Genomic DNA, 23,844 nt, shown 5'->3' on the forward strand with positions numbered 1-23,844 from the left:
CTGTCTGTAAAATGTGCTTTTTTCATAATTTTCTCCTGTGTTTACAATAAGAGAAAATTCTACGTTTGGCATCTATTATTTTTCGGGGGGATTACCACACCATCTCTCACCATTAAATTCATGATCGCTACCAGCTTTCGTATGAACGCAATGATAAATAAATCACAAAGCACAATAAGCAACACACCCACCCTACGCAAAAAGCTGAGCAATGTAGACAAAATGAAAGTAAAAATAGACTGCTCAATAGGGCGACGACAGCTGTTTATTAAAGAATGGCAAGCGATTTTGCTGTATTGAACCGGCTTTTCTTTAGGTTAAAAGTACAATATTACCGTCAACAAAGGCATGACACAGCCAAGCGAAAGTGAACGCCCAATGGCAACTGTATTGCCTTGTTCATAATATAGAAAAACTGCAAAATACGATGCATTAAGAAGGGAAAGCCCTTTTACTCTAAATAAAAGCCACTCAAACACCCGTAAATCCTTCCAAAACGCCAGTTAAAACAATACCAAACCAGCTTTTATATTCTATGAAAAATACAGTGATCGATTGAATCAAAATAGGAACTCAGCTATGGTCTATTTATCAATAAAAATAAATAAAAAACGAGTTAATCTACAGGCTCGGTATATTTTAAGGATAAAAAATTGAGTCTTGGAAGGTGGGATGACGCAATACTTAAAAGCCTCTTATTTGTGGGAATAGGCATTGCTGTCTGGGCTTTATTTACTGGTTTAGCACCATCATCAGTAAACGACCTTTTAGGGTTGGTTGTTACATTTTTACTATATGTGGGTGTTTATCTGTTTATTTCTATCGTAGGTTGGTTAGTAATTGGGTTTCCACTTCATTTTTTAATAAGCAAATACACAAATCGTTCCTATTTATATTATGCTGCTATACCAATGGCGTTTGTTCTACCGTCCTTGTTTTATAAAGGTTCATTGTTGTTTGGTCTCGCAGCACTATTTCAAGCCTTAATATTTCGTTTTTACGTTTACAAAAAAATACACCAAACGGATCAAACCTGATTCCGCAAGCAGGCCGGTTTTTTGCAAAACACACGGCGCAAAAAAGCGTCCAACTTGCTCCGCTGTTTATGCGGGCGTTATAACCCTTTTTAGTGGGGTGGCCGTGTTTAGAGGATTAGGTCAATGGAAAAACTCATTGAAGCCTGCTCACCAAGTTTACTCTTAAACGGGCTAATAACAGCTGGCTATTGTTCGTGCTTCACACATTTTAGCCAACGTTCTTTAGCCGTTTAATGTAAGCATTAGACGATTATCTATTCCATCACTCATAAGGATTACTATGTTAATAGGTCGTGTTTCTGAATTGACTGGAGCAACTCGAAAAGCTATTCGGTACTATGAGTCAATTGGTTTGATAACGCTTCCAAATAGAAAAGGTAGCTACCGTATTTATAGTAATCATGATGTCATGGTTATAAGTATGATTTGTCGTGCTAAAACCCTTGGGTTTAGCCTCGGTGAAATCAAGGATATAGTGTCTAAAAAAACGGAGGAAAAGAAACTTCCTATTGATTTGATTCACCTACTTATAGATAAAAAAATATCACTTTTAAAACAAGAGATTGACGAGATTTTGCTGAAAAATGAGAATTTGAAGCAATTTAAAATAGATTTAGTTGAAGAATTCACTTGACCTTCCCCTCAAGGGAAAGGCTTACAGTTAACTGATAATTAACTCATAGGACGATTTATAGTGAAAAAGCTGAATTTAGAAAACACAAATATATTAATTACAGGCGCATCTTCAGGCATCGGGAAAGAGTTTGCTAAACAACTCGCTAGCAAAGGAGCTAATTTAATCCTAACAGCCAGAACGCATAGCGACCTAATAAGTGTAGCGCAAGAGTTAGAGCGTGAACATAGGAATATTTGGATTAAAACTATTCCCGCCGATTTAAGTGAACTAAATGGCCCTAAAAAATTATTTGAACAAATAAATGATTTAGGCTTGTCAGTTGATTATTTGATTAATAATGCTGGTTTTGGAAAATTTTGTGAGTTTTCTGGTGAGAGTTTTGAAACTTATCATAAAATGTTGATGTTAAATGTTAATGCATTAGTTGAACTTACTCATTTATGTTTGCCTGCAATGGTAAATAAAAATAGCGGCGGAATTATTAATGTAGCATCTATTGGTTCTTTTCAACCTTTACCATACCAGACTGTTTATGGTGCATCTAAAGCTTTTGTATTAAGTTTTTCAGAGGCTCTTACCGGAGAATTATTAGATAAGAATATTCGCGTCATGGCTTTGTGCCCCGGTACTACAGAGTCTCGTTTTATGGAAAATGCTAATGCTGATACATCCAATATGAACTTGGCTCCTGCAAGCAAGGTAGTTAAATCTGCGCTCGCGGCTTACGAAAAAAATAGAATGTATACAGTATCGGGTAAGATTAATTACGTAGTCTCTTTAATACCTCGATTATTTTCACGTAAAAGGACAGTCAAAATAGTTGTTAGCATGTTTAAGGACAATGTACTGGGAAAAAGCTTAGTTTAAGGTTCATATAAGGACATGCCTTGAGGTGGACAGCAAGCACTAAAACTCACTTTCCACCGCAAATTTTAATAGTGGTGAACCCTTGCTTTTCAATACAGTTAAGTAAGTTGATTTATCGTAGGGCGTATGTGTTTTTAAACACCTAAACAGTATTCGTATCCACTTAAATGCTAATGTTCTGATGATGCTATTATGGGGTTTTCCTTTACTTCTTGCTGCCAACTATCGTGGCTAAGTAACGATGCTTTAGCGCAAAATGAATAACGCACAGATTATTACTTTGTAAAGACGCTCAATTGTTCTTCAAGCCAAAGCATAAATGCACTTACGCGCTTGGGTAGGTGGTGCCTATTTGGGTACAAAATATTGATTGGTAGGTCGGGCATCGCGTATTGAGGCAAAACTTGTATAAGTTCGCCAGATTCAAGGTATTTACTTATACCGTGAATAGGTGATTGAATAAGCCCGAAACCACTCAGTACTGCGCTTAAATATGCCTCTGAGGAGTTAACAGTAAGCTGGCTTTTCATCGTTATTGATTGCAATTGATTATTGCTATCTAAATATTCGAAACCCGGATCAGGGATACCAAGTGTTTGACTGTAGCGAACAATGTAATGATTTTTTAAATCGTTAAGAGTTTTAGGTAAACCATGATTTTTTACATAATAACGGCTTACGCAATTTAAAACTTTAAAGCTGCCCAAACGTCGTGCAATTAACGATGAGTCGGTAAGTTCGCCCACTCTTACTACGCAATCAAATCCTTCTTTAATGACATCTACTCGTCTATCGGAGCTGCCAAGTTCTATTTCAAGATTTGGGTGCATTTTTAAAAACGAACTTAAGTTTGGAATGATGGTATCTCGACTAACAGCTTGTGGCATATCTACACGTATTCGGCCTGTTAAACCTTTATCCTCACTTACAAATAAATTTTTTAAATCGTCAGCGTCGCTGATAATTCCTAGTGCACGTTGATAAAATAGCTCACCGTCTGAAGTCATATTTACAGTGCGTGTAGTACGGTGTAATAAACGCGTATTTAATGTACTTTCAAGCATGGTTACTGCTTGCGATACACTTGACTTAGGAAGATTTAAGCTTGTTGCTGCTTTAGAAAAACTACTGAGTTGCGCTACTTTAATAAAAATACGTATTGCGTTTAGGTCTTTCATAACACTGTTTATTGTTCGTTTATTTTGAACAGTGTAACTCTTTTCAGCCTGTTTATCTTTGTTGCTTGAAAAAATATACTGGCTTGGAAGTTATTTAACTCCCCGCTTTTATTTTCAACAGGATATAACAATGAACAAACGAATTGCAGTGATCACCGGTGGTAATCGTGGGCTTGGTAAAAGCACGGTGCTTTGCCTTGCAAAGCAAAATATCGATTGCATTTTTACTTACCGTCGTCATGAAAAAGAAGCAAAAGAGGTTGTAAAGCAAGTACAGGAGCTAGGCTCTAAAGCGGTTGCATTGCAATTAGATGTAAGTGATATGCTCGGCTTTGAGGATTTTGCACAACAACTACAAAATGTCCTGCAGACTCATTGGCAACAAAGTGAGTTTGATTACTTAATTAATAATGCAGGGGTGGGGCTTACTAGCAGTTTTGCAGACACAAGTGAATCAACTTTTGATACGTTAATAAATATTAACTTAAGGGGAGTATTTTTTGTTACCCAAACATTGTTGCCCTTTATAAAAAACGGTGGTCGTATTATTAATTTATCAAGTGGTTTAACGCGTTTTTCATTACCCGGTCATATTACTTATGCAATGACCAAAGGTGCAATAGAAGTAATGACAAGGTATTTAGCTCAAGAACTTGCACCTAAAAATATTACGGTAAATGTTGTAGCCCCTGGTGCAATTGAAACCGACTTTGGTAATGGCGTCGTTCGTGATAACGATGAAGTAAATGCGTTTATTACATCACAAACGGCAATGGGCAGAGTTGGTGTAACAGACGATATAGGGCCTATGATTGCTAACTTATTAGCGGACGAAAACCGTTGGATGACAGGCCAACGACTTGAGGTATCGGGCGGTATGTATATGTAATCATACCAACCGGCATGAATCTTTGAGCAATTTAGTGAATTAAATTTCACTATAGCGTCGTCTAAATTTTTCTTTAGAACAACTATGTACAAAAATTTTTGCCCAGCTCTAGCGTAATTTTCTTAACGTTAAATAGTCCCCATATATAAACAGATTGGTATCACTTATTAAAAAATTATGACTTTAGACAATAAAAAACCGCTCGGTGAGCGGTTTTTTGCATTTTTTACTAAAGGAAATTTAGTTAGAACGTGTAACGAGCACCAATTGAGTAACGAGGACCGTATTGATTAGCAAATAAGAACTGCTCTTCGTAACGTCCGTAACCTTCTTCGGTTGCATTATTTAAGTTTATGCCATCAAAAAATACCGTTACGTTTTCGTTTACATCGTAGTTAACGCTCATATCCCATTGGCCATACGCTTTAGCATATTGCGGAGGCGCATCAGCTGAACCTTGCGCTTGGCCTACACCAATTAGGTATGAGTCGCGCCATGCATAAGTAATTTTAACTGATAGGCCGTCTTTTTCGTAAAAGCCTTGGAAGTTAGCTGAGTCACTTAAGCCTGTAAGTGGTGCTTGTTGATCAAGGCTTTCGCTATCAAATTCAACGTCGCCATCTACAAACGTCGCGTTAACACCAACACCAAAACCGGTTTCACCAATTAAGTGTTGAACAGCTACTTCAAAACCATCTACCGATTTACTGTCGGTGTTTTGTGGCTGGCTAATATTCCATGTAATTAGCGGATCGTCGCTGTTTGGCTCAATAACGCCATTTGCATTGCCGTAACCGCTGGCAATCATTTGTGCAAAAATAGCATCGGTTGTTGCTTGCTCGCCACGTGATTCAATATCGCTTACGGCTTGTAAGTAACGAGGGCCGTTTAAAACATCGTACAAGCCATCAATAGTGGTTTGCGTAATGGTGGTTTGAATAAAGTTATCAACATCTTTTTTAAAGTAACCAACAGACGCGTAGCTGCCTTCTGCGTAGTAATACTCAAGTGATAAATCAAGGTTTGTTGATTCAAACGGCAATAAGTTTGTATTACCTTGACTACCTGTGCGAGAACCTGGTTTTGGGCTGCCTGTTAAGCTGCGGCCACCGGCTAAATTACCTAGTGGTGCACGCGACATTGTTTTACCCCAAGATACGCGGGCTACTACGTCTTCAGTTAAATCAACACTTACGTCGATTGAAGGCAGTAAAACATCGTAATCACCTTGTTGCTCTAAGAAGTTATCATCGCCGCCAGCAGCGTATTGCATGATCCACTCAGAAGCGCTGATCCAATTAACTTGATCTTCAACGCGTTGACGTACAGTACTGGTTACGTCTGTTTGCTCATAGCGTAGGCCTGCATTTACTTTTACGTAGTAGTTACTTACGTCAAATTCCCAGCTTGATTGAACATAAAAGCTATTAGTGATTTCTTCTACGTAACTTTCGCTGTCAATACCATCCATATAGGCATTAGCTGCGTATGCATCTGAGCCTGTTACACCTGCTGTTAAATAAGCAATTTGGCGTGCAACAGCTTCATCAAAGTCATACGTGTAGTAGTAATTAGGTTGTAAGTCGCTACCGCCGCCAGCAAATTGGTCTAAAAGACCCGATGTATCGTGACGTGTAAACATGCTATCTGGGAATATTTCTGTATACGATGGGTTAAAGCCAGGACCACCCACTAAACCACTCCACGCGGTGTAACCACCGGTGTTTTGCTCAGTACGTGATGCGCCAAATTTAACTTTAACTAAACCAATGTCGTAGCTTTCGTTATACCACGTAGTATGTAGTTGTAACTGTTCAATGTTTGACTCACCCGGTGAGTGGGTAAACTGACTAAAGTTTGAGTCAATTTCGCCTGGTGTTAGTTCGCTTGTGCCGTTTAACCAGTTAACTTGAGCACTTGGAATATCGCCTGTGCGGTAATCATAAATTTTATTAGCAAGCTGATCTGAGCCCAAAATCACTTGGCCGGTACTGCCTAGCCCGTCATCGGCGCCGTTGTCAGTCTCATTTTTAGAGTCGTGGTAATCAAGCTCTACGTGCCATGTGTCGTTAATTTCCCAATCAAGATTTAAACCAAGTGAGCGTGCTTTTACTTCTGTAGTACCTTTATTGGCTGTGAATGACGCATCGTTACCGCTAATATCAGCATAAACAGCTGTACCATTTTCATCTAGTTCGTAGCCATTAATATTGCTACCAAAGTCGTTCCAAATACCCCAACCAATACTCTGAGAACCTGTTACAGCTTTACTTGCAGTGTAATCAAGTGTTGCTACAAAGCCATCTACCGGTGCGTATTGAAAGGTAACTTGTCCGTTTGTACGTTCACGTTCTACATCTTCAATAGAGTAGTTCATATCTTTAGGGAAGTAGTAGTTACCTGCAGGGTCTGTGCGGTTATCGACTACGTTGCTGCTATCTAATTCAGGTAAGTCTACGTTTGCCTGCCAGCCTTGAATATTGGCACTTTGTTTTTGAAAGTCACGCTCTTGGTGCGAAAATGAAAAACCAAAACCAAAAGTGTCATCTACAAAAGTATTGCTGTAAACAGTAGAAAACTCTGGTGTTACGTCATCGCCAGCTTCGTTTGACGAGTCGTGGTTTGCTTTAACGGTTGCTGAAAAGTTTTGACCCGGCTTTTGAAAAGGGCGTGCAGTAGAAATATTTACCGTTGCACCTAAACCACCGCTTGGCACGTCTGCACGTGCTGTTTTAAATACTTCAAGCGCACTTACGCCTTCAGAGGCGATGTTTTCAAGGTTATACGAACGTGTATAACCTGTGCCCGGCATTTGGCGACCATTTAAGGTAATTAAGTTAAACTCAGGACCAAAACCACGTACTGTAATTTGGCTACCTTCACCGTTTGCGCGACTAACCGATACACCGGTAATACGTTGTAATGATTCTGCTAAGTTGGTATCTGGGAATTTACCCATTTCTTCAGATGAAATGGCATCTACAATGCCAGAAGAGTCGCGTTTCATATCCATAGAACGAATAAGTGAACCACGAATACCTTTTACTTCAATAACTTCTACATCAGATGAAACGCTGGTTTGTGCTTCTGCCGCAATAGCTGTGTTTAATGTGCTCGCAGCAATGATGAGAGACACAGAAGCCGCAAGTTGGCTCTTTTTAAAATTGAATGTGTTCATAATAGCTCTGCTTTATAAAATGTTGTTCAAGAGTGAAGGTGCTGTGTAATACCAATTTTATTAAAAATATGATCATTCTATCGCATTAAATAACTCACTAACTGCGTTAAAAATTATTTATATAGAACAACTATATGTCACAATTTTCGCCTTGTTATTGTGCTATTTTCTTAGCGCTATAATAGGTCTCTTGTTTAATGCAATTGGTATAAACACCTAAATTTTTGTCAGTGAAATCTAAATTATGGGTTTGAAATTTTTACATTATCAACACGGTATACTGCGCCAGCGCCTTGGCCCCAATTAGGAAAAATCATTAATACATCTATCGAACTTACATCTAAACCGGCAGTCGATAAGTCAGAAAGCGTATAAGTATATGTTTGCCATTCGTTTAAAATAGGGGCAATGCCTTCAACACTTTCAGTAAGTGCAAGCTCTACAGCAGAATCACCTTCGTTTGACTCAACTTTGAAAAACCATGGAGCATCGGGTGTGCTTGGCATACTTGTTACTTTCATATCGAATGTAATTTGACCAACCGTTATGATAGCGCTTGCATCAAATGCTTCGCCGCTCCCGCCAACAGATGTACGGCTATTAAAGCCCATTACAGTAGGCGTATCGTTTATTGTAAACTCTGCAGTTATACCATGTTGTTCATCATCCATTGCTTCCACTGGCGTAGAGCCGCTACAGCAGTCCCACATTGGCCAATCAAGATTTTGGGTATCAGAGAACACATCAAGTTCTGGGAAATCTTGAGTTATTTTTACATCATCAACTCTATAAACAGCACCGTTACCAGTGCCCCATGCAGGGAAAATCATAACTACATCAATAGCACTAATATCTAAGTTTGCTGCAACAAGATCCGATAATTTAAATGTGTATATTTGCCATTGGCCTACAACAGGCGCAATACCTTCAACGCTTTGGGTAATAGGCAATTCGGCTGCAGTAGGGGCATCTCCTGCGCTTTCAAGCTTTATAACCCAGGTAGAGTTTGGGTCCGCTGGAGCACTCATTACTTTCATCTTAAATTGAAAGTATCCTTCTGCTAGAAGTGGCGTTGCATCAAATGGAGAGGCAACACCTGACTCATCAGTAATATTCTCAGTTCTTGAAATAAAGCCGTTTACCGTTGGGTTTTCACCAACACTAAATTCAACAGTATTACCTTGCTGTTCATCAACAACTATTGCAGGAGTTGAACCTCCGCAACAATCCCATGCAGGCCAATTAATATTAAAAGAATCACCAAATATGGTTAATGGAGTAACTCCTCCAGCTATAGGAACTGGTGCCTCACCCTCAAGTAAGGCATCGTCTAGGCTATCGTAGCCTGGACGTACGGTTTCACAGCCTTTACCTGTATCAGGATCTGATGCACATTGATAAACACGCACGTAATCAATAGCAAAGGTTTGGCCGTTTTCAAATGCGCTAGCGTCTACACCTAAATCATTAACGTTTTCAGGCCAGTCGCCGCCTACTGCTAGGTTTAGCAATAAGTGAAAGTCTTTATCAAATGGTGCGCTATCCCAATGCGTTGTAAGTTCGCCAGAACCTTGTTCAAAGTATTCTGCAAACCAACCACGATGTTTTAAGCCTGCAGGCTCATTTTTGGAATTATATAAAACCTCAGATTGACGCTGAGTTGCGTATAAGTAGCCATCAACGTACCAACGAATTTCGCCTTCTTGCCATTCAACAGCATACGTGTGGAAATCATCTGCCGGATTAGTATCTTCAGGGAATTTAAATTCTTTGCCCGTAGAGCTGTTATCTGGCCACGCGCGTCCGTAATGAAGGGTGCCGTGGATACTAGACTCGATACCGCCATCTTCATCCGGTGTTTTAAGGTTTACTGATTCTAAAACATCTATTTCGCCAGAACGAGGCCAAGTGCCGTAAACTTCATCTGTTGGCAGCATCCAAAATGCTGGCCAGCTACCTTGTCCTGATGGAAGTTTGGCGCGCACTTCAAAGCGACCATATGTAAAGTCGGCGTTGTAACGCGTATTTAAGCGCGCTGAAGTGTAAGGTTTTTCTGCACCTTCTTCAGCGGGTAGGGCAACAATGTTTAACACACCGTCTGCAATAAATGCATTTTGCTCGCTGTCGGTGTAACACTGTTTCTCGTTGTTACCACCGCCATTGCAGTTTAATTCATAGTTCCATTTGTTTGTATCAATGGCTGAGCCTTCAAACTCGTCGCTCCAAACCATTTGCCAATCTGATACTGGCTCAGAGGCATCTACATTTTCAAAATTTGATTTAGTGGCAGAGTCGCCACCACAGCCAGCTAACGTAACTAAAGAGATAGCGGTAAGTAAACGTGTAATGTGCGTTGTTTCAATGTTCATAACTGAACCCCGGTTTCAACAGATTATTGTCAGATTAATTGTTTTTTGAGCTTTGTTTTTCATGTTGTAAGCGCTTACATTTTAGGTTGTGTTTTGTAAGCGCTTACAAATGATATTGTGGAGTGACGAATTGGTCAACTTATTTGTCTAATTTATTTACAATTAGTTTACGGTAAGGCCTATGCAAAAAATCTAATTAACTTGAACTGAGATTAATGAATATCATTGTTGGTTAACCCAAGGCCCACTATAAACCTTGTTTTTATCGCTATAACACTGCAAAGCTTTTCTTTTTACTGTACTGGGCTCTTCCCTAGACAATACTCTTGTTATAGACAGCGCTTGCAGAGCTAAAGTTGTATTGTTCAGAGCTTGTTTACTAGAAGCGCCAACCCACATTATTGTTTCCTCATTCCCTTGAATAAGCACTTCAATACGTTGTGGTTGGCCCTCAAAATCGGCGCGTTGAATAAGGTAGTCTTTGTTTTTAGTAATACTTCCTACACTGGTGATATTAAATAGTGGAGTTTGAGTAGGGTTTAGTATGTAAATTATGACCTGATGGTGCTGAATTTGTAAAACAACTGACTGGGAAATTTTATTTTCTAATGTTAGGTGATACCAACCTCTATTAATAAGGCCAAGATAGTGTTGGTATTTTTCAACTATATATCGTTTTCCGCCTGTAACAATATGTCGAATAGGTAGATTCGGGCTAGGAGATTCTATTGCCGTGCTGATTAAAAAACACTCTATTTGTCCACCGTTACCACTGGTAATCGACAGCGAAATTGTCGATGTATCGTTACCTGAAACTAAAATTAGTGATGCATCGCCTTGTTTGTTTTCTGAGCCTGGAATTGTCATTTTTTTTGGCGCTTGCTGATTACTCCAATTTACATCTAGGAAAACGTTTCTGTCATTTTTGGACGTATTGTATATAAGTACACAGTAAATACGTTTAGGAAATAAAGAAGTACAGGTTATAGTTTGTCCTTCACAGAGCTCTACTCTCTCTCCTATACTCCAGCTATTTGAATTTTCTGGGTTACTTATTGCCTTGCTATAAAAAGAGGGAATGAGGGTAGATGTAAATAAGCTTAAGGAAAGTTTAATAAACTTTCTTCGCGCTTTAAGTTTTTGATTACTTTGTAATGGTTCAGGAGAAGATGTTTTAAATTTCATATTATTCATCGACTCCTGTTACATTAAAGCTAACTTAAATGTACTGAGCAACTATGGTTGAGTCAGACGAATTTTGCTGACTATCAGCATTCATCCATACTTTTTGCTGACCATTACCTTGGCCTTGGTAAGTGATCGTTTGTGGTTGCCCTTGTGGTTTAACAACTTCATAGCTTGAACCTTCAGCTACAGTACCTGTAGGTACGATTATATTACTTGGGTCGCCCACAGGGTTATTTATAAATACTTTTGCATGGTTCTCTGAAAACTGAACAGAGATAAATTGAGTTTGTGGACTATTGAGCGTCAACTGATACCAACGTGACTCCGGTACTGCGTAGTATCTAGCGCGTTTATTAAATTGTTGCAGCTCACCATTGAATGGTAATTGCATGTTTTCGATGCCTGATGTATTGGTTGGCATACCAACACTACCGATCCATGCATCAATTTTTGCACCACTTTGATGGCTCACAATCGACACATTAGCGGTTTGTGTATCGTTTCCTGAAATAAGGGCTAAAGCCGCTAGACCATTATTTCCTGTTGTTCCTGGGACATTGACAGTCTTAGGGGGGTGGCCGTTACCTATATTTACGGACACTGGGATATTTTGGTCTTCCCCTGAAGCATTATATAAAAATACAGCGTAAAGCTGTCCTGCCTTTAGGTTTTCGCACTGCGCTGTATCGCCACCTGTAAGTTGAATAGAACGTCCGTCATTCCAAGTAATTGTACTCATAGCTCTTATCTCCAATATAATAAATTAAAGTTCTAAGTACCAAAGTGAGCAATCGTTGCTCAATACATCAGGTTCGATAAGAGTAGTTCTATTTAGCAATAATAATTATTACACTTTATTACGTTCGTTTTAGAAGGTTGAATTTTAATATTTTATAGCCCTAATAAAATATGAGTGTTGCCATTATTTGCCTTTTTATTCAATAATATGTTTAGTAAAGTCATTTTAATTCGATTGTAGGGTGCAATCGTTTATTTGTTGATTATTAAGTAGAGCTCACTTATTTTTAAATGGCATGATCAATAAACCCCACAATGAGGCATTTTGCTTTTGGCTTGGGTATTCTTTTAAGCCAATATTTATATCTGCGTCGGCTTTTTTTGCTTTATCTTTGTAGCTACCAAATAATTTATCCCACCAAATTACACTAAAACCATAGTTTGAGTTGGTTTCACTAACCACTTGGCTATGGTGAATTCGATGCAAAATTTGCGTCATTAATATTAAACGCAGTGGTTTTTCAATGGCATTAGGTAGGCGTATATTTGCATGATTAAATAGTGCTAAACCATTAAGTGCTATTTCAAAAATAAGTACCGCAATAGCAGGTACGCCAAGAGCTGTTACTGCAATGAGTTTTATAAGTATGCTCAGTACAATTTCGATAGGGTGAAAGCGCAAGCCCGTACTGGTATCAACATGTGCATCGGCGTGGTGTACGCGATGTAAGCGCCATAAAATAGGCACTTGATGAAATAATCTATGCTGCCAATAAATTAATATATCGAGTAAAAGTATGCTCAATATAATAATTAAACTGCTTGGTAGGGCTATTTGATTAAATAAGCCAATGCCGTGCTCTTGAGTGTAAAGTGCAACAGCGGTTAACCCAATGGGTACAACTAAGCGCGCAATAACTGATGATGCAAACACTAACCCAAAATTAGCAAACCAACGTGTACTGCTTTTAATAGGTGCTTGGCGTGCTGGTTTTTGCGATTCAAGCAGCATCATTATAATTAAAATACTAAAAAAGCAGCCGAGTCGCCACCATACTTCATTAGTCATTTATTACCTCTGAATTTGCACTGCTAGGCATGTTTTCAGCTGCTTTGTTAGCATCGGCTTCTTGTTGCTTAAGCGTGTGATAACCGCCATGTATACGGGTAAAAATAGTTATGCCACACGCAATAGCAAAAATGCTCGCCATAATCGCAAAGTGCTGCGGCCAAATACAAAATGCAATAAATAGCGCTATTGTTTCAGTGCCTTCGGTTAAGCCGTTTAAGTAGTAAAAGCTTTTGTATTTAAATTGCGGTTTTTCGAGTTTAAATTTTTCGGCGGCAATCGCAAAAGCTAAAAAGCTTGAGCCCGTACCAATAAAAGTGGCAAGTAATAACGATCCCGCTATCGCGTTTTGCTCAGGGTTTGCCAAAATAAAGCCAAGCGGAATAGCCGCGTAAAATAAAAAGTCGAGTGTGATATCTAAAAAGCCACCCGCGCTTGAACTTTGGTTTGCATAGCGTGCTAATGCGCCATCAAGTCCATCTAAAATTCGATTTAAAGCAATGGCAACTAATGCGCCGTACCACATTTCAAACGCCAGTAATGGCACGGCTAATAAGCCTACTAAAAAGCCTACCACAGTGAGCTGATCGGCGGTTATGCCGCGTTTATGCATAAGCATAACCACAGGTGTTAAAAGTGGCTTAATTACAGGGGTGATAAATTTGTCTAGCATGTTTGTTGCCTTATGCGCATTAAAGCCACGAATTAAAGTGCGCTATTTAAAGTAATGAGTTTGCCATTTGCAGCGTCGGCGTCGCTATGGTCATGAGTTACCATAATTGCAGGTAGCTTATGATCGCGTATTTGGCTAAACACGAGTTCGCGTGTATCAATACGCAGTTGGGTGTCGAGTTTGCTAAAGGGTTCGTCGAGTAAAATGGCTTTAGGTTCGCTCAGCAGAATACGTAATAATGCAACACGGGCTTGTTGCCCGCCCGATAAGTTATCGGGGTGTCGATTACCCATGTCTTTAAGACCTACTTGCTCAAGTGCGTGTGCTATTTTTTCAAGGCGTTGTTTTTTATTACCTTTGGGCATTGCAAAGGCAATGTTACCAGCAACAGTTAAATGAGAAAATAATAAAGCGTCTTGGTAAAGCACTCCAATATGACGCAAGTGTGGAGGGGTATTATCGATATTTTGACCATTAAGCCACACCTCTCCATTGGCCTTAAAGCTACTTGGTAAAGTACCCGTAAGCCAATTTAATAAGCTTGATTTACCACTGCCCGATGGGCCCATAATAGTCAGAATTTCACCGCCATTAACTTGCTCGTTTAAGCTAAGTAGCAGCTCATTTTGGCGATAAAGCTGACAATTTTTAATCTGTAACGATGACTGCATTAAAAAACCTTAACCCTGATAGTGTTAAACATGGGTGCTTTAAATATGTGCACTTTTAAACTTGCGTACTTTAAACACGTGCACTTTTGAAAAAATATTTAGGTAAACCCCATGCCAGTATAAATCCAATAAGTGGCAACGCCATTTGCATAATAGCGTACACGGCACTGGTGCGTCTGCTTGCGCCATTGGCAAGCGTAACAGCTTCGGTTGTTATTGTGGCTATGCGCCCGCCGCCAGCTAAAAGCGTGGGGAGGTATTGTCCAAAACTAATTGCTAAGCCCAGTGCGGCTGCAATTAAAATAGGGGCAAACAACTGAGGTAGTTTTACTTTAAAAAACACCTTGCATGGCGCTGCGCCTAGGCTTGCTGCAACATGAGCAAAACGAGGATCTAAGCGCCTATAACTGCTCGCAAGTGACAAAAACACATAAGGCAACACAAACAGTAAATGCGTAAGTACCACATTAAAAAATGCGGCTTGGTTATTTACCAATTGTTGTATCCATACTAGCCCAAACAAAAAGGCAATACTGGGTACTAATAACGGTAAGTAAATAATTAAACTGGTAAAACGAGAAATAGGTTTGTCACTCAACTGCTCTGATTCTAAACACAATAGAGTAAGAATAATGGCAAATAGTGTGGTTACTAAACCGATTGCTAGCGTATTAAAAAGCGGGCTGCCCATTTGCATTAGCGCACTTTTAAAATGCAGTAGCGTAAATTGCTCAGGCATTGCATCTGGAAAACGCCAAAAACCTGCAACCGACCACATAACTAAACCAATAAGTGACAACAGTATAAAGCTAATTACTAATGTGGTGAGTACGACCGTTATTTTTTGCCAATAAAATCCGCCGTATTCGCGCACTCCATTAGTGAGAGAGTCGCTAAATAGCACTTTTACGGCCTTTTCTGCGCCAAGCCAAAGCGCTAACAAACTGCCTGTAACAGCCAGCTGTAATAAAGCACCTGCTGAGGCTTTAATGCGCAGGTTTAAATCAACATCGTTAAACCAATGCATTATTGCAACCGCCAACGTGGGTGGTGTATTTGGACCTAATATAAGAGGCATTTCTACACTGGCACTTGCATAGGCAAGCACGGCTAAAAGCGGCAAACGCAACAGCGGATAAAGGCTTGGCAGTATTACTTTAAAAAAGGCGGTCATTGGACAATAACCCAAGTTAAGCGCAACCTTATGTTGTTGGCGTAATTTTTTGCCAAGCTCAGGTTGAGCAAGTACGCCCAGTGCCATTAATAATAAAAAGGGAAGCTCTTTTAGTGTTAAGCCTAAAATAATACTAATACCAAACGAATCATGCGGAAACATGCCGTTTGGCGCAAGTTCCCAGCCGCTTAACCAAGGCGACGCTAAGCGTGAAATCATACCTGAAGGGGCAATTAAAAACCCCACCGCAATAGCCGCGGCGGCATGAGGTATCACTAATATAGGGCTCAATAAACGCTGAATTCGGTTAAGCCACGGGCTATTAAAAAACGCAGCTAAAATCATTAAAGTAATGATAAATGCAAGCAGAGTACTTATTAAGCCCGTTGCAATGCTTAAGGTAACCATTTGAGTAAGGCCTAGTGTTTGCCAAAGGGCATTAAAACCTTGCAAGCTAAACGTTGTTTGCTCAAGTACGGGCGCATAACCAAAGGCGGGCAGCAAGACGCTAATTAAGCCACCAAGTACGGGTAGTATAAGTAAAGCGAGTAAAAATCGCGGGCTAAATTTTACAATGCGCGTAAACATATCGGTGCTGCACTGCGTTGTTGCTTTGGTATTTACTGGTACACTTTTTGAAATAACGCTCATTGGCTTACTCCATAACGGGTTTGCCAACCTTGCATAATGGCGTTTACCCAGCTTGGATGAGGTTCGCTCAATGTGCGTTTAATACTGTTTAAAGGCAGTGCACTTGGATGCGGTTTAGCCGTTTTAAATAAGGCTTGCTGATTGGGCGTTAACGTTGATTGAATAAGTACGCTTTTATCGCCCCATATATGCGCTTTTTGTTTTTGGGCTTGCGCCTCAGGGCTGAGTAAAAAATTAGCCACTAATTGCGCACTTTGCTGGTGGCTTGCATTGTAAGGGATTGCCACAAAATGGGTATTACTTAAACTGCCATCACTCATTGCATAGCTGCGAATGCTGTTTGGTAAGTCATAGCGTTTTACAGCTGCCGGTACTTCAGGTGCTGAAAAAGTAAAGGCTAAACTCAACTCTGTATCGTCCACAAGGCGGCGCATTTGAGCACCACTTTGCATAAAATGAGTGCCACCACGCCAAAGCGTTGGGTGTAGTTTATCTAAAAAGTCCCACAGTGGGTTTAACACTTGCGCTATGTTTTTAGTTGTAGCTGGTTGGTTTAGCTGCGCTTTAATATTTTCGCTGCTTTGCTGATGCAGTACAACTAAGGCGTATTTTAAAAAGCTCATACCTAAAAAGTCAGGCGGCTTTGGGTAGCTAAAGCGACCAAGGTTTTGCGCGCTCCAGTTTAATAATTCGTTTAATGTCGTCGGCAATTTATTGTTTGCCTTACCATTTATTGCAATGCTGTCGTAATAAAACGTAAGTGACGCTTGCCCCCATGGCGCTTCCATGCCATTTGTAGGTAAACCAAAATCAAAGGTTACAGCAGGGTTATTAGCAGCATCGGTTAATGCAAAGTAGGGGAGTTTACTCGCCCATTTTTTTAAAAGAAGAGAATGCTCACTCATGGTGGCAAAGTTAGCCCCGTTGATCCACATTAAATCTACGCTGCCTTGGCTGTTGTTGTTTGCTGATTTTTCGGTAAGTACACGGCTTACCGCTTCGCTGGTGTCGCTTAGTTTTACATGCACTAAGTTAATGTTGTACTTAGTTTTAACTTGCTGCGCAGCCCATTGAATATACGCATTTATTTGTGCGTCGCCGCCCCATGCATAAAAGTATACATCTTGATTACTACCAAGTGCTTGAACTTGTTGCCATCGAGATTGCTGCTGTGTGTGTATTACCAAATCACTTTTATTATTTGCAGTAATAACGGTATTAGCAAACACAGTGCTCGAAAAAACAGCTGAATTTGCGATTGTACAAACGTAAAACGCGACACAGCAAAAGCTGTATCGCGCCTGTGTTTGCCAAAACTTAATGGCGAACATTTAAATCCCAGTTGTAGTCTAAAAATTTAACTTCCATGTCATCATTTTTAAGTGCTTTTTGCTGAGCTGGTATCAGTTTAAGTGCATCGCTGTATTGCAAGAAAAACTGCTGTAGCGTGTTTGCACCTCGAAAGCCTTTTTCAAAGTCATCGCCGTACCACTTAAATATTGAAGAGAGGCTTAGCGTATTTTCTTGAGCCATATTACGTGTCATATCTGATAAAAAACGCACCGTTTGCTCTTGCAATTGGCTCTCTAAATCAGTGGCTGTATACGCTTCTTCTCGAAGTGCAGGGCAACCAATACTCGCGCAATTTACTGCAAAGTGAATGCGTGGGTCGTTGTATTTCCCGCTGCCACGTATTAAACCATGCTCTATATCATCAAGGCTGCGAGTTTTGCCAAGTAAAGGAATAAACTCTTTACTCCACGGTGAGCTAAAAAAACTCCCTAACTCTTTGATTGATTTAAGATCTGGATACTTAGTCAATATAAGTTCAACAGTCCATGCGTTATATGCATTGATTAAAAAAGCGAGTTGCTTAGGTTTTTCCCATGCGTCGAATTCGCTTTGCGTTACAGCCGTTAACGAATCTAAATACGTTTTTAGCTGTGCATGCTCACGTTTTATGGCAGCGTAATCAACCTCAGTACTGTGATTATGGTTAATGGCGACAACATGCTTATTTAACAATGCATTCCAGCTATCGTGCATGCTCTGGGCTTGGGCCGAAAATGACGCTGCAAACGATGTTACAACTAAAGCCGAACCAAGTAGTAATGCTTTTAAAGGTGTTTTAAACATAATTAACCTCGACGCCAAGTGTGGTATTTTTCAAGCAAGTTAAGCACTTTTTCAGGTGCATGAGCGCGTTTCCACTCACCTGCTGCGTATTTATTACCTTCAGCCCAAGTAGGGTAGCTGTGGATAGTACCGAGTATTTTGTTAAGGCCTAAACCGTGTTTCATTGCCAGTACAAACTCAGCAATTAAATCGCCAGCGTGTTCAGATACAACAGTAACGCCCAATATTTTGTCTTTGCCTTTTGGTGTAATCACTTTAATAAAGCCTTTTGCAGCGCTGTCGGTAATTGCACGGTCTAGCTCTTCAAATTCAAAGCGAGTAATTTCGTAATCTATGCCTTTGTCTTTTGCGTCTTGTTCGTTTAAACCAACACGTGCTACTTCTGGGTCAATAAACGTAGTCCACGGAATAACACGGTAATCTACTTTAAACTTTTTAAGGTGACCAAATAAGCCATTTACCGCGGCGTACCAACCCTGATGGGCTGCCACATGTGTGAATTGGTATGGACCTACAATATCACCCGCTGCAAAAATATTTGGATACAGTGTTTCTAGATATTCGTTAGTTACTACTGTGCGGTTTGTTTCAATGCCAAGCTCTTCAAGGCCATAACCTTTAAGGCGCGCACTTCGACCAACGGCACATAGTAGCTCATCGTATTCAATATCTATTTCTTTGTCGTTATGTTTAACAACAATATATTTTTTACCATCGCGAGCTTCACAGCGAAGTGCCTGATGCGATGTTAAAATATTAACGCCACTTTCTGTTAACGCTTCGTGAGCAAAAGTAGACACTTCAAGATCTTCTTTGATCATGATGCGCTCCGCCATTTCAATTTGCGTAACACTTGAACCTAAACGTGCAAAGCTTTGTGCTAACTCGCTACCAATTGGGCCACCGCCTAGTACTACAAGTTTTTTAGGTGCCTCATCTAGCTCTGCAAATTTATTCCACAATGTATCGCTTGTTACATAGCCTGTTTCTTCAATACCAGGTAGTGGCGGTACAAATGGGCGTGCGCCAGTGGCAATCACAATAGTACGAGCGGTGAGTGTTTGCGTGCCGCCATCGTTAAGTTTAATTTCTACAGTCCACGGGTCGATTAATTTACCGTAACCTTTTACTACATCTACGCCTAGATTGGTGTAGCGCTCAACACTGTCGTGTGGTGCTACATCTGCAATTACTTTATGTACACGTGCCATTACTTTTTTGAACGAAAACTGTGGAGTTGTGTTTTCTAAGCCATAGTTTTCACCGTGGCGAATTTGCTCTGCAATTTTAGCGCTTTTAATGACTGCTTTACTTGGAACACAACCGTAGTTTAAACAATCGCCGCCCATTTCGCCCGCTTCAATAAGGGTTACTTTTGCTTTAACCGCAGCAGCAATATAACTTGTTACTAAACCACCAGCGCCTGCACCAATAACAATCATGTTACGGTCGAATTTTTTAGGTTTAGTGTAGTTTTTGTATACGCGACGTTTTTTAAACACGTTTAAGATTCCTTTAGCAATGAATGGAAAAATACCCAATAAAGCGAATGATAAGATTAAGTTGAATGATAAAATTCCAGATAAGCTCTCTATTTGCGCCAGTTGCGTACCTGCATTAACAAATACAAACGTACCGGCTAGCATACCTGCTTGGCTTACCCAGTAATAAGTCCATGACTTTATTGAGGTAACACCCATTAGTAGGTTTATTAAAAAGAACGGAAACACCGGCACTAAACGAAGAGTAAATAAGTAAAATCCACCTTCTTTTTCAACGCCTGCATCAATTGCGGCTAAGCGCTCAGGAAAACGTTGTTTAATAGTGTCGCGTAGTAAGTAACGCGATACTAAAAAAGCAAGTGTAGCGCCAATAGTTGAGGCAAAAGATGCAACTAATAAACCCTCTACCAAGCCAAACAATGCACCTGCGGCAAGTGTTAAAATAGCGGCGCCCGGTAACGAGAGAGCTGTTACAACTACGTATAGTAAAAAGAACCCACCAATAACCAACAACGGTGACTGCTCTTTGTAATCGCTAAACTGATCCATTGACCCTTTTAAGCCATCAAGCGTAAGTAATTGGTGTAAGTCAAAATGAAAGAACAGGCCGACGGCGGCCGCTGCAATCAATAATAGAAATGTTTTTTTAATCATGTTCTCTCTCTTAAAAACTATGCGTAAGGGTTAACTTGGCGTTTATTGGCAACTCAGGAAAAGCTAAAGTTGCACCAAAGTAACCGCCTTCAAATACGGGGCGCCAGTTTTTTTGATTTGTGACGTTATTTACATCTAAACGTAATTTAGTACTAGGCGTAAAAGCATAGCTAGTATTTACGTTTAATGTGTACTGATCACGAATTTTTACCGTCGCTAAAAAGTCCAATGGGTAACTCTTTGTATATAGACCTGAAAAACCCGTTTGCCATTTCGAATTAATTGAATAATTTCCGTTAAAACTGAACGATTGCTCAGGAATACCTTGAACTTGGCGATTAGAGCGTGCAAATGGTGTAAAGCTTGGGGCACCAACACCGGTGCCTGCGATAATATCTGGACGAGAGTTGTCAAATGCATCTGCTACTTGCGCCGAATCTTGACTGCTTGCAGAATTGTCGTAACGTGCATCAATATAACTGTAGCCGGCACTTAACCAATAAGGGTAGGCATCGTAAAACACTTGGCCTTCAAACCCTTGTGTACGAATACCGGTATTGCTTCCATCGCGGTTACGTAAACTACGACGTTGGCTAAACAAAGCACCATCGGCGTACCAATCGCTGTCGGTTGGTGCGTATTTTAAACCAAACTCAACAAGGGTGTTTTCGGTAGCAAAATTTTGTGCACTGATTGTGTTGTCGCCACCCAGTGATGTACCGCCAGCCATGCTGTTTGATGTAGCTTCGTTATAACTTGCTGCACCGTAAGTGGTGTAATCACCATTTAATCGGTAATTAAAGCTAACTTGACCCGATTGCAGCGTGTCATTAATGCTATCACTTGCTGCAACTTGACCTTGTGGTGCGATTGGGTCGTGCGCATCTACATCATAATAATCAACACGATAACCTACGCTTGTATGAAACTTATCTGTCCAATCAGAATCTTGCTGAATAGCAAAACCCGTTTGCCATGAGCGCGAATCGGTAGTGTCTGATAAGTTAAAGTCGCCGCTGCCATCGTTATTAATATCGTACTGACCACCAGGGGATACAAATACACCTGGGCTAATTTCAATTAAACGCGCTTGCTGTGCATCAGTTAAAGGAATGCGGCGATTTGAAATTGGGCCAGTTAAATCAATAGGCAAGTCGGCTTCGGTAGTAAATTGGCTATAGCCTAATACGCGATTATAGCGCACATCAAATGCAAAAATTGTTTGCTGTTCATTGCTCCATTGGTAAGTCAATTCGGTACGATTTTGCGCGGTATCGGCACCGTCTATAATTTCAACAAAGCTGTTTTGTGCAATTTCTTCGCGTTGTAAGTGCTGAAAATACGTAATATTTTTTATTGATGCATTACTGGAAAGTTCACGCTTATAAATGCTGTGTAATAAGTAAGTAGTGGCTTCGTTTTGATTATCAGGATCGGTAAGTACCGTACTACGGTCTATTTTTACTTGCCCAGTAGGTGAAACAATAGAACCAGCCGCTGGTATTGTACTGCCATTTGCTTGTACGCCTTGGCCAGTAATGTATAAGCCATGATCTATGAGTGCTTGTGTTGGGCGGTTAATACCTGCGTTATCGGTAAATTCAACTTGGTACAACTCAAAGTTAAGATCCCAGCTGCTCTTGTCATCAGGTAATACCCGAAGGGCAGCAAATAGGCTGTCACTTTTAGTACCTGAAAAATCATAGTAACTGCCGTTATCTATGTGCTCAGCGCTTACTCTAAAGCCAACTTTGTCTTTTACAATCGGTGCGCTGTAATCGACCAAAACGCGGTATTGATCCCACCGGCCTGCGGATAAACTTGCTTTGCCTTTGCTTTCATCGGTAGATGCTTTTTTAGAATGTAGATTCACAAAGCCGCCGTTACGTTGACTTGAGCCAAATAGAACCGGCGGTGCGCCTTTTACAACATCAATTTGTTCTACTGCGTTGAACGATAACGGCACCCCAAAACCATTATTGCCAGCTTGGCGGCGTGTACCATCTTGAAAAAGCTCACCCAATTGTCCGCGAATTGTTGGCAAACTTGGTGCACCAAAGCCACTCGCTGAATAGGTATTAGGGCTTACTGCTAATACATCTTGTAGCGTAGTAATATTAAGTTGCTCTATTAACTCACTTGAAATTGGTGTTACCGAGCGGGCTATATCTTGTAGTGCTAAGTTATCACCAAACGGGCCATCTACAGTGGTATCTTTAACTGAAAGGCCTTGAGATTTAGTAATTTGGCCCGCCACTTCAATGTGCTCTATTACATCATTTTTTGTTATTTTTAATTCTTCAGCTGCAAATGAGTTAAGTGGTGTATTTAATATGGCGGCTAAGGATAAAGCCAAGTATGCGTGTTTCAAACGTTTTCTCTCTACGGTTATATGTTGATGTCGATAAAGACCGAAAGGTTTAAAAATAACTTTCAGTAAAACTTCGATTCTTTTTGTTTATAGAACATTATAAAAACAGTTGCTTTTTAGGGGCTGTAATTAAGTAATGTTGTTTCATTAGTGGATGAAACATCAATAGAGCAATTGTATGATATTCCCTGTAAATTATTGCTTTTAATCGGCTTTTTTATTGTAGTCTACTTTTGGGTAGTTAACCTTTTATTATGTATTAACTTTCATATAATAAATCTGCATATTTCAAATAATCCACGCTTTATTTTCTAAAAGTAAAATAAGCAAAAATAATTACGCTGTGTTGAAATAAAAACTAACTAATACGGTCTTGATTACTTCAAGGTTTATTTATACATTTTTGAGGGAATTTTATGACAGGTTCAATGAGTTCAGACGTACAAAATCGTCTGCAGTGGTCTCTTTTATCGCTTCGTTTGGGCGTTTTTATTGTAATGATCATGTGGACATTCGATAAATTCGTAAATCCAGGCCATAGCGCACGTATTTTCGAGCACTTTTATGGGATCAGCGGTTCATCAGACATGGTTGCTTATGTTATCGGTGCTCTGCAACTTGTATTAGTATTGGCATTTTTAGCGGGTATTAAAAAACGCATTACTTATGGTGTGATTTTTGTGATGCATGGTTTGTCTACGCTTTCATCTTATAACCAATACATTGATGGCTTCAACAACTTATTATTCTTCACTGCATGGCCAATGTGGGCTGCGTGTTTTGCACTTTACTTATTACGCGACCAAGACGTGAAATTTACTGTGAAGTAGTAAAAGAAAAAATGGTTATAAGCCATATGGCT

Annotated in this window: 17 protein-coding genes and 1 pseudogene; 4 read left to right on the forward strand and 14 right to left on the reverse strand. The window is 40.0% G+C overall.

The annotated features are described in order from the left end of the window. Positions 1-1,317: 1,317 nt before the first annotated feature. Together DC53_RS21835 and DC53_RS00805 are read left to right on the forward strand one after the other, a co-directional pair. The gene (locus tag DC53_RS21835) at positions 1,318-1,671 is read left to right on the forward strand and encodes a MerR family transcriptional regulator (RefSeq protein WP_081824606.1); all 354 of its coding nucleotides are present in this window, start codon (positions 1,318-1,320) and stop codon (positions 1,669-1,671) included. 60 nt (positions 1,672-1,731) lie between these two features. Continuing rightward, on the forward strand, positions 1,732-2,541 hold the full coding sequence (locus DC53_RS00805) for an SDR family NAD(P)-dependent oxidoreductase (RefSeq protein ID WP_033032216.1): 810 nt from the start codon (positions 1,732-1,734) through the stop codon (positions 2,539-2,541). 39 nt (positions 2,542-2,580) lie between these two features. On the opposite strand, the pseudogene DC53_RS22645 reads toward DC53_RS00805, so the two are convergent. Both DC53_RS22645 and DC53_RS00800 read right to left on the reverse strand, forming a co-directional pair. After that, positions 2,581-2,754, reverse strand: a pseudogene (locus DC53_RS22645) (IS110 family transposase); the annotation flags it as partial. Positions 2,755-2,816: 62 nt separating this feature from the next. Next, positions 2,817-3,719: a LysR family transcriptional regulator gene (locus DC53_RS00800; RefSeq protein ID WP_008134514.1), complete on the reverse strand. Its 903-nt coding sequence runs from the start codon at positions 3,717-3,719 to the stop codon at positions 2,817-2,819. A 130-nt stretch (positions 3,720-3,849) separates the two neighbouring features. On the opposite strand from DC53_RS00800, the gene DC53_RS00795 reads away from it, so the two are divergent. Then, entirely contained in the window at positions 3,850-4,608 is a 759-nt protein-coding gene (locus DC53_RS00795; protein WP_007377195.1) for an SDR family NAD(P)-dependent oxidoreductase, read from the forward strand. A 244-nt stretch (positions 4,609-4,852) separates the two neighbouring features. Here DC53_RS00795 and DC53_RS00790 read toward each other — a convergent pair whose 3' ends face one another. The 12 genes from DC53_RS00790 to DC53_RS00735 all read right to left on the reverse strand — a co-directional run bounded on the left by DC53_RS00790 (position 4,853) and on the right by DC53_RS00735 (position 22,982). Further along, positions 4,853-7,786, reverse strand: coding sequence for a TonB-dependent receptor (locus DC53_RS00790; RefSeq protein ID WP_033032218.1), 2,934 nt, complete (start codon positions 7,784-7,786; stop codon positions 4,853-4,855). A gap of 242 nt (positions 7,787-8,028) precedes the next feature. Further along, entirely contained in the window at positions 8,029-10,155 is a 2,127-nt protein-coding gene (locus DC53_RS00785) for a glycoside hydrolase family 16 protein (RefSeq protein WP_033032220.1), read from the reverse strand. Positions 10,156-10,377: 222 nt separating this feature from the next. After that, on the reverse strand, positions 10,378-11,340 hold the full coding sequence (locus DC53_RS00780) for a hypothetical protein (RefSeq protein ID WP_239462880.1): 963 nt from the start codon (positions 11,338-11,340) through the stop codon (positions 10,378-10,380). Between the two features lie 34 nt (positions 11,341-11,374). Beyond that, positions 11,375-12,082: a hypothetical protein gene (locus DC53_RS00775; RefSeq protein WP_033032225.1), complete on the reverse strand. Its 708-nt coding sequence runs from the start codon at positions 12,080-12,082 to the stop codon at positions 11,375-11,377. Positions 12,083-12,358: 276 nt separating this feature from the next. After that, positions 12,359-13,150, reverse strand: coding sequence for a sterol desaturase family protein (locus DC53_RS00770; protein WP_033032228.1), 792 nt, complete (start codon positions 13,148-13,150; stop codon positions 12,359-12,361). After that, complete coding sequence (locus DC53_RS00765; protein WP_033032230.1) at positions 13,143-13,823, reverse strand: CDP-alcohol phosphatidyltransferase family protein; 681 nt, start codon at positions 13,821-13,823, stop codon at positions 13,143-13,145. Before DC53_RS00765 ends, DC53_RS00770 begins: the two co-directional genes overlap by 8 nt. A gap of 32 nt (positions 13,824-13,855) precedes the next feature. Next, a complete protein-coding gene (locus tag DC53_RS00760; RefSeq protein WP_033032232.1) occupies positions 13,856-14,494 on the reverse strand; it encodes an ATP-binding cassette domain-containing protein in 639 nt (212 codons plus the stop codon). 70 nt (positions 14,495-14,564) lie between these two features. Continuing rightward, positions 14,565-16,319 carry an ABC transporter permease gene (locus tag DC53_RS00755; RefSeq protein WP_033032234.1) on the reverse strand — a complete coding sequence of 585 codons (1,755 nt, stop codon included), beginning with the start codon at positions 16,317-16,319 and terminating at the stop codon, positions 14,565-14,567. Then, complete coding sequence (locus tag DC53_RS00750; protein ID WP_033032236.1) at positions 16,316-17,650, reverse strand: ABC transporter substrate-binding protein; 1,335 nt, start codon at positions 17,648-17,650, stop codon at positions 16,316-16,318. Before DC53_RS00750 ends, DC53_RS00755 begins: the two co-directional genes overlap by 4 nt. Beyond that, entirely contained in the window at positions 17,637-18,455 is an 819-nt protein-coding gene (locus DC53_RS00745; RefSeq protein WP_033032238.1) for a DUF547 domain-containing protein, read from the reverse strand. The genes DC53_RS00750 and DC53_RS00745 overlap by 14 nt, the downstream gene beginning before the upstream one ends. Before the next feature lie 2 nt (positions 18,456-18,457). After that, positions 18,458-20,611, reverse strand: a complete 2,154-nt coding sequence (locus DC53_RS00740; protein WP_033032239.1) for a dihydrolipoyl dehydrogenase family protein — start codon at positions 20,609-20,611, stop codon at positions 18,458-18,460. Positions 20,612-20,621: 10 nt separating this feature from the next. Next, positions 20,622-22,982, reverse strand: coding sequence for a TonB-dependent receptor (locus tag DC53_RS00735; RefSeq protein WP_033032240.1), 2,361 nt, complete (start codon positions 22,980-22,982; stop codon positions 20,622-20,624). 416 nt (positions 22,983-23,398) lie between these two features. Here DC53_RS00735 and DC53_RS00730 point away from each other — a divergent pair, with 416 nt between their 5' ends. Beyond that, entirely contained in the window at positions 23,399-23,812 is a 414-nt protein-coding gene (locus tag DC53_RS00730; RefSeq protein ID WP_007377208.1) for a hypothetical protein, read from the forward strand. Positions 23,813-23,844: the final 32 nt, after the last annotated feature.

The sequence above is a fragment of the Pseudoalteromonas fuliginea genome (assembly GCF_000690055.1).
GTDB classification, from domain to species: domain Bacteria; phylum Pseudomonadota; class Gammaproteobacteria; order Enterobacterales; family Alteromonadaceae; genus Pseudoalteromonas; species Pseudoalteromonas fuliginea.

Excerpts from the sequence above, each read along its gene's own strand:
- DC53_RS21835 (WP_081824606.1), top strand. The coding sequence starts at position 1,318 with ATGTTAATAGGTCGTGTTTCTGAATTGACTGGAGCAACTCGAAAAGCT.
- DC53_RS00800 (WP_008134514.1), bottom strand. The coding sequence starts at position 3,719 with ATGAAAGACCTAAACGCAATACGTATTTTTATTAAAGTAGCGCAACTC.
- DC53_RS00795 (WP_007377195.1), top strand. The coding sequence starts at position 3,850 with ATGAACAAACGAATTGCAGTGATCACCGGTGGTAATCGTGGGCTTGGT.
- DC53_RS00790 (WP_033032218.1), bottom strand. The coding sequence starts at position 7,786 with ATGAACACATTCAATTTTAAAAAGAGCCAACTTGCGGCTTCTGTGTCT.
- DC53_RS00785 (WP_033032220.1), bottom strand. The coding sequence starts at position 10,155 with ATGAACATTGAAACAACGCACATTACACGTTTACTTACCGCTATCTCT.
- DC53_RS00780 (WP_239462880.1), bottom strand. The coding sequence starts at position 11,340 with ATGAAATTTAAAACATCTTCTCCTGAACCATTACAAAGTAATCAAAAA.
- DC53_RS00775 (WP_033032225.1), bottom strand. The coding sequence starts at position 12,082 with ATGAGTACAATTACTTGGAATGACGGACGTTCTATTCAACTTACAGGT.
- DC53_RS00770 (WP_033032228.1), bottom strand. The coding sequence starts at position 13,150 with ATGACTAATGAAGTATGGTGGCGACTCGGCTGCTTTTTTAGTATTTTA.
- DC53_RS00765 (WP_033032230.1), bottom strand. The coding sequence starts at position 13,823 with ATGCTAGACAAATTTATCACCCCTGTAATTAAGCCACTTTTAACACCT.
- DC53_RS00760 (WP_033032232.1), bottom strand. The coding sequence starts at position 14,494 with ATGCAGTCATCGTTACAGATTAAAAATTGTCAGCTTTATCGCCAAAAT.
- DC53_RS00755 (WP_033032234.1), bottom strand. The coding sequence starts at position 16,319 with ATGAGCGTTATTTCAAAAAGTGTACCAGTAAATACCAAAGCAACAACG.
- DC53_RS00750 (WP_033032236.1), bottom strand. The coding sequence starts at position 17,650 with ATGTTCGCCATTAAGTTTTGGCAAACACAGGCGCGATACAGCTTTTGC.
- DC53_RS00745 (WP_033032238.1), bottom strand. The coding sequence starts at position 18,455 with ATGTTTAAAACACCTTTAAAAGCATTACTACTTGGTTCGGCTTTAGTT.
- DC53_RS00740 (WP_033032239.1), bottom strand. The coding sequence starts at position 20,611 with ATGATTAAAAAAACATTTCTATTATTGATTGCAGCGGCCGCCGTCGGC.
- DC53_RS00730 (WP_007377208.1), top strand. The coding sequence starts at position 23,399 with ATGACAGGTTCAATGAGTTCAGACGTACAAAATCGTCTGCAGTGGTCT.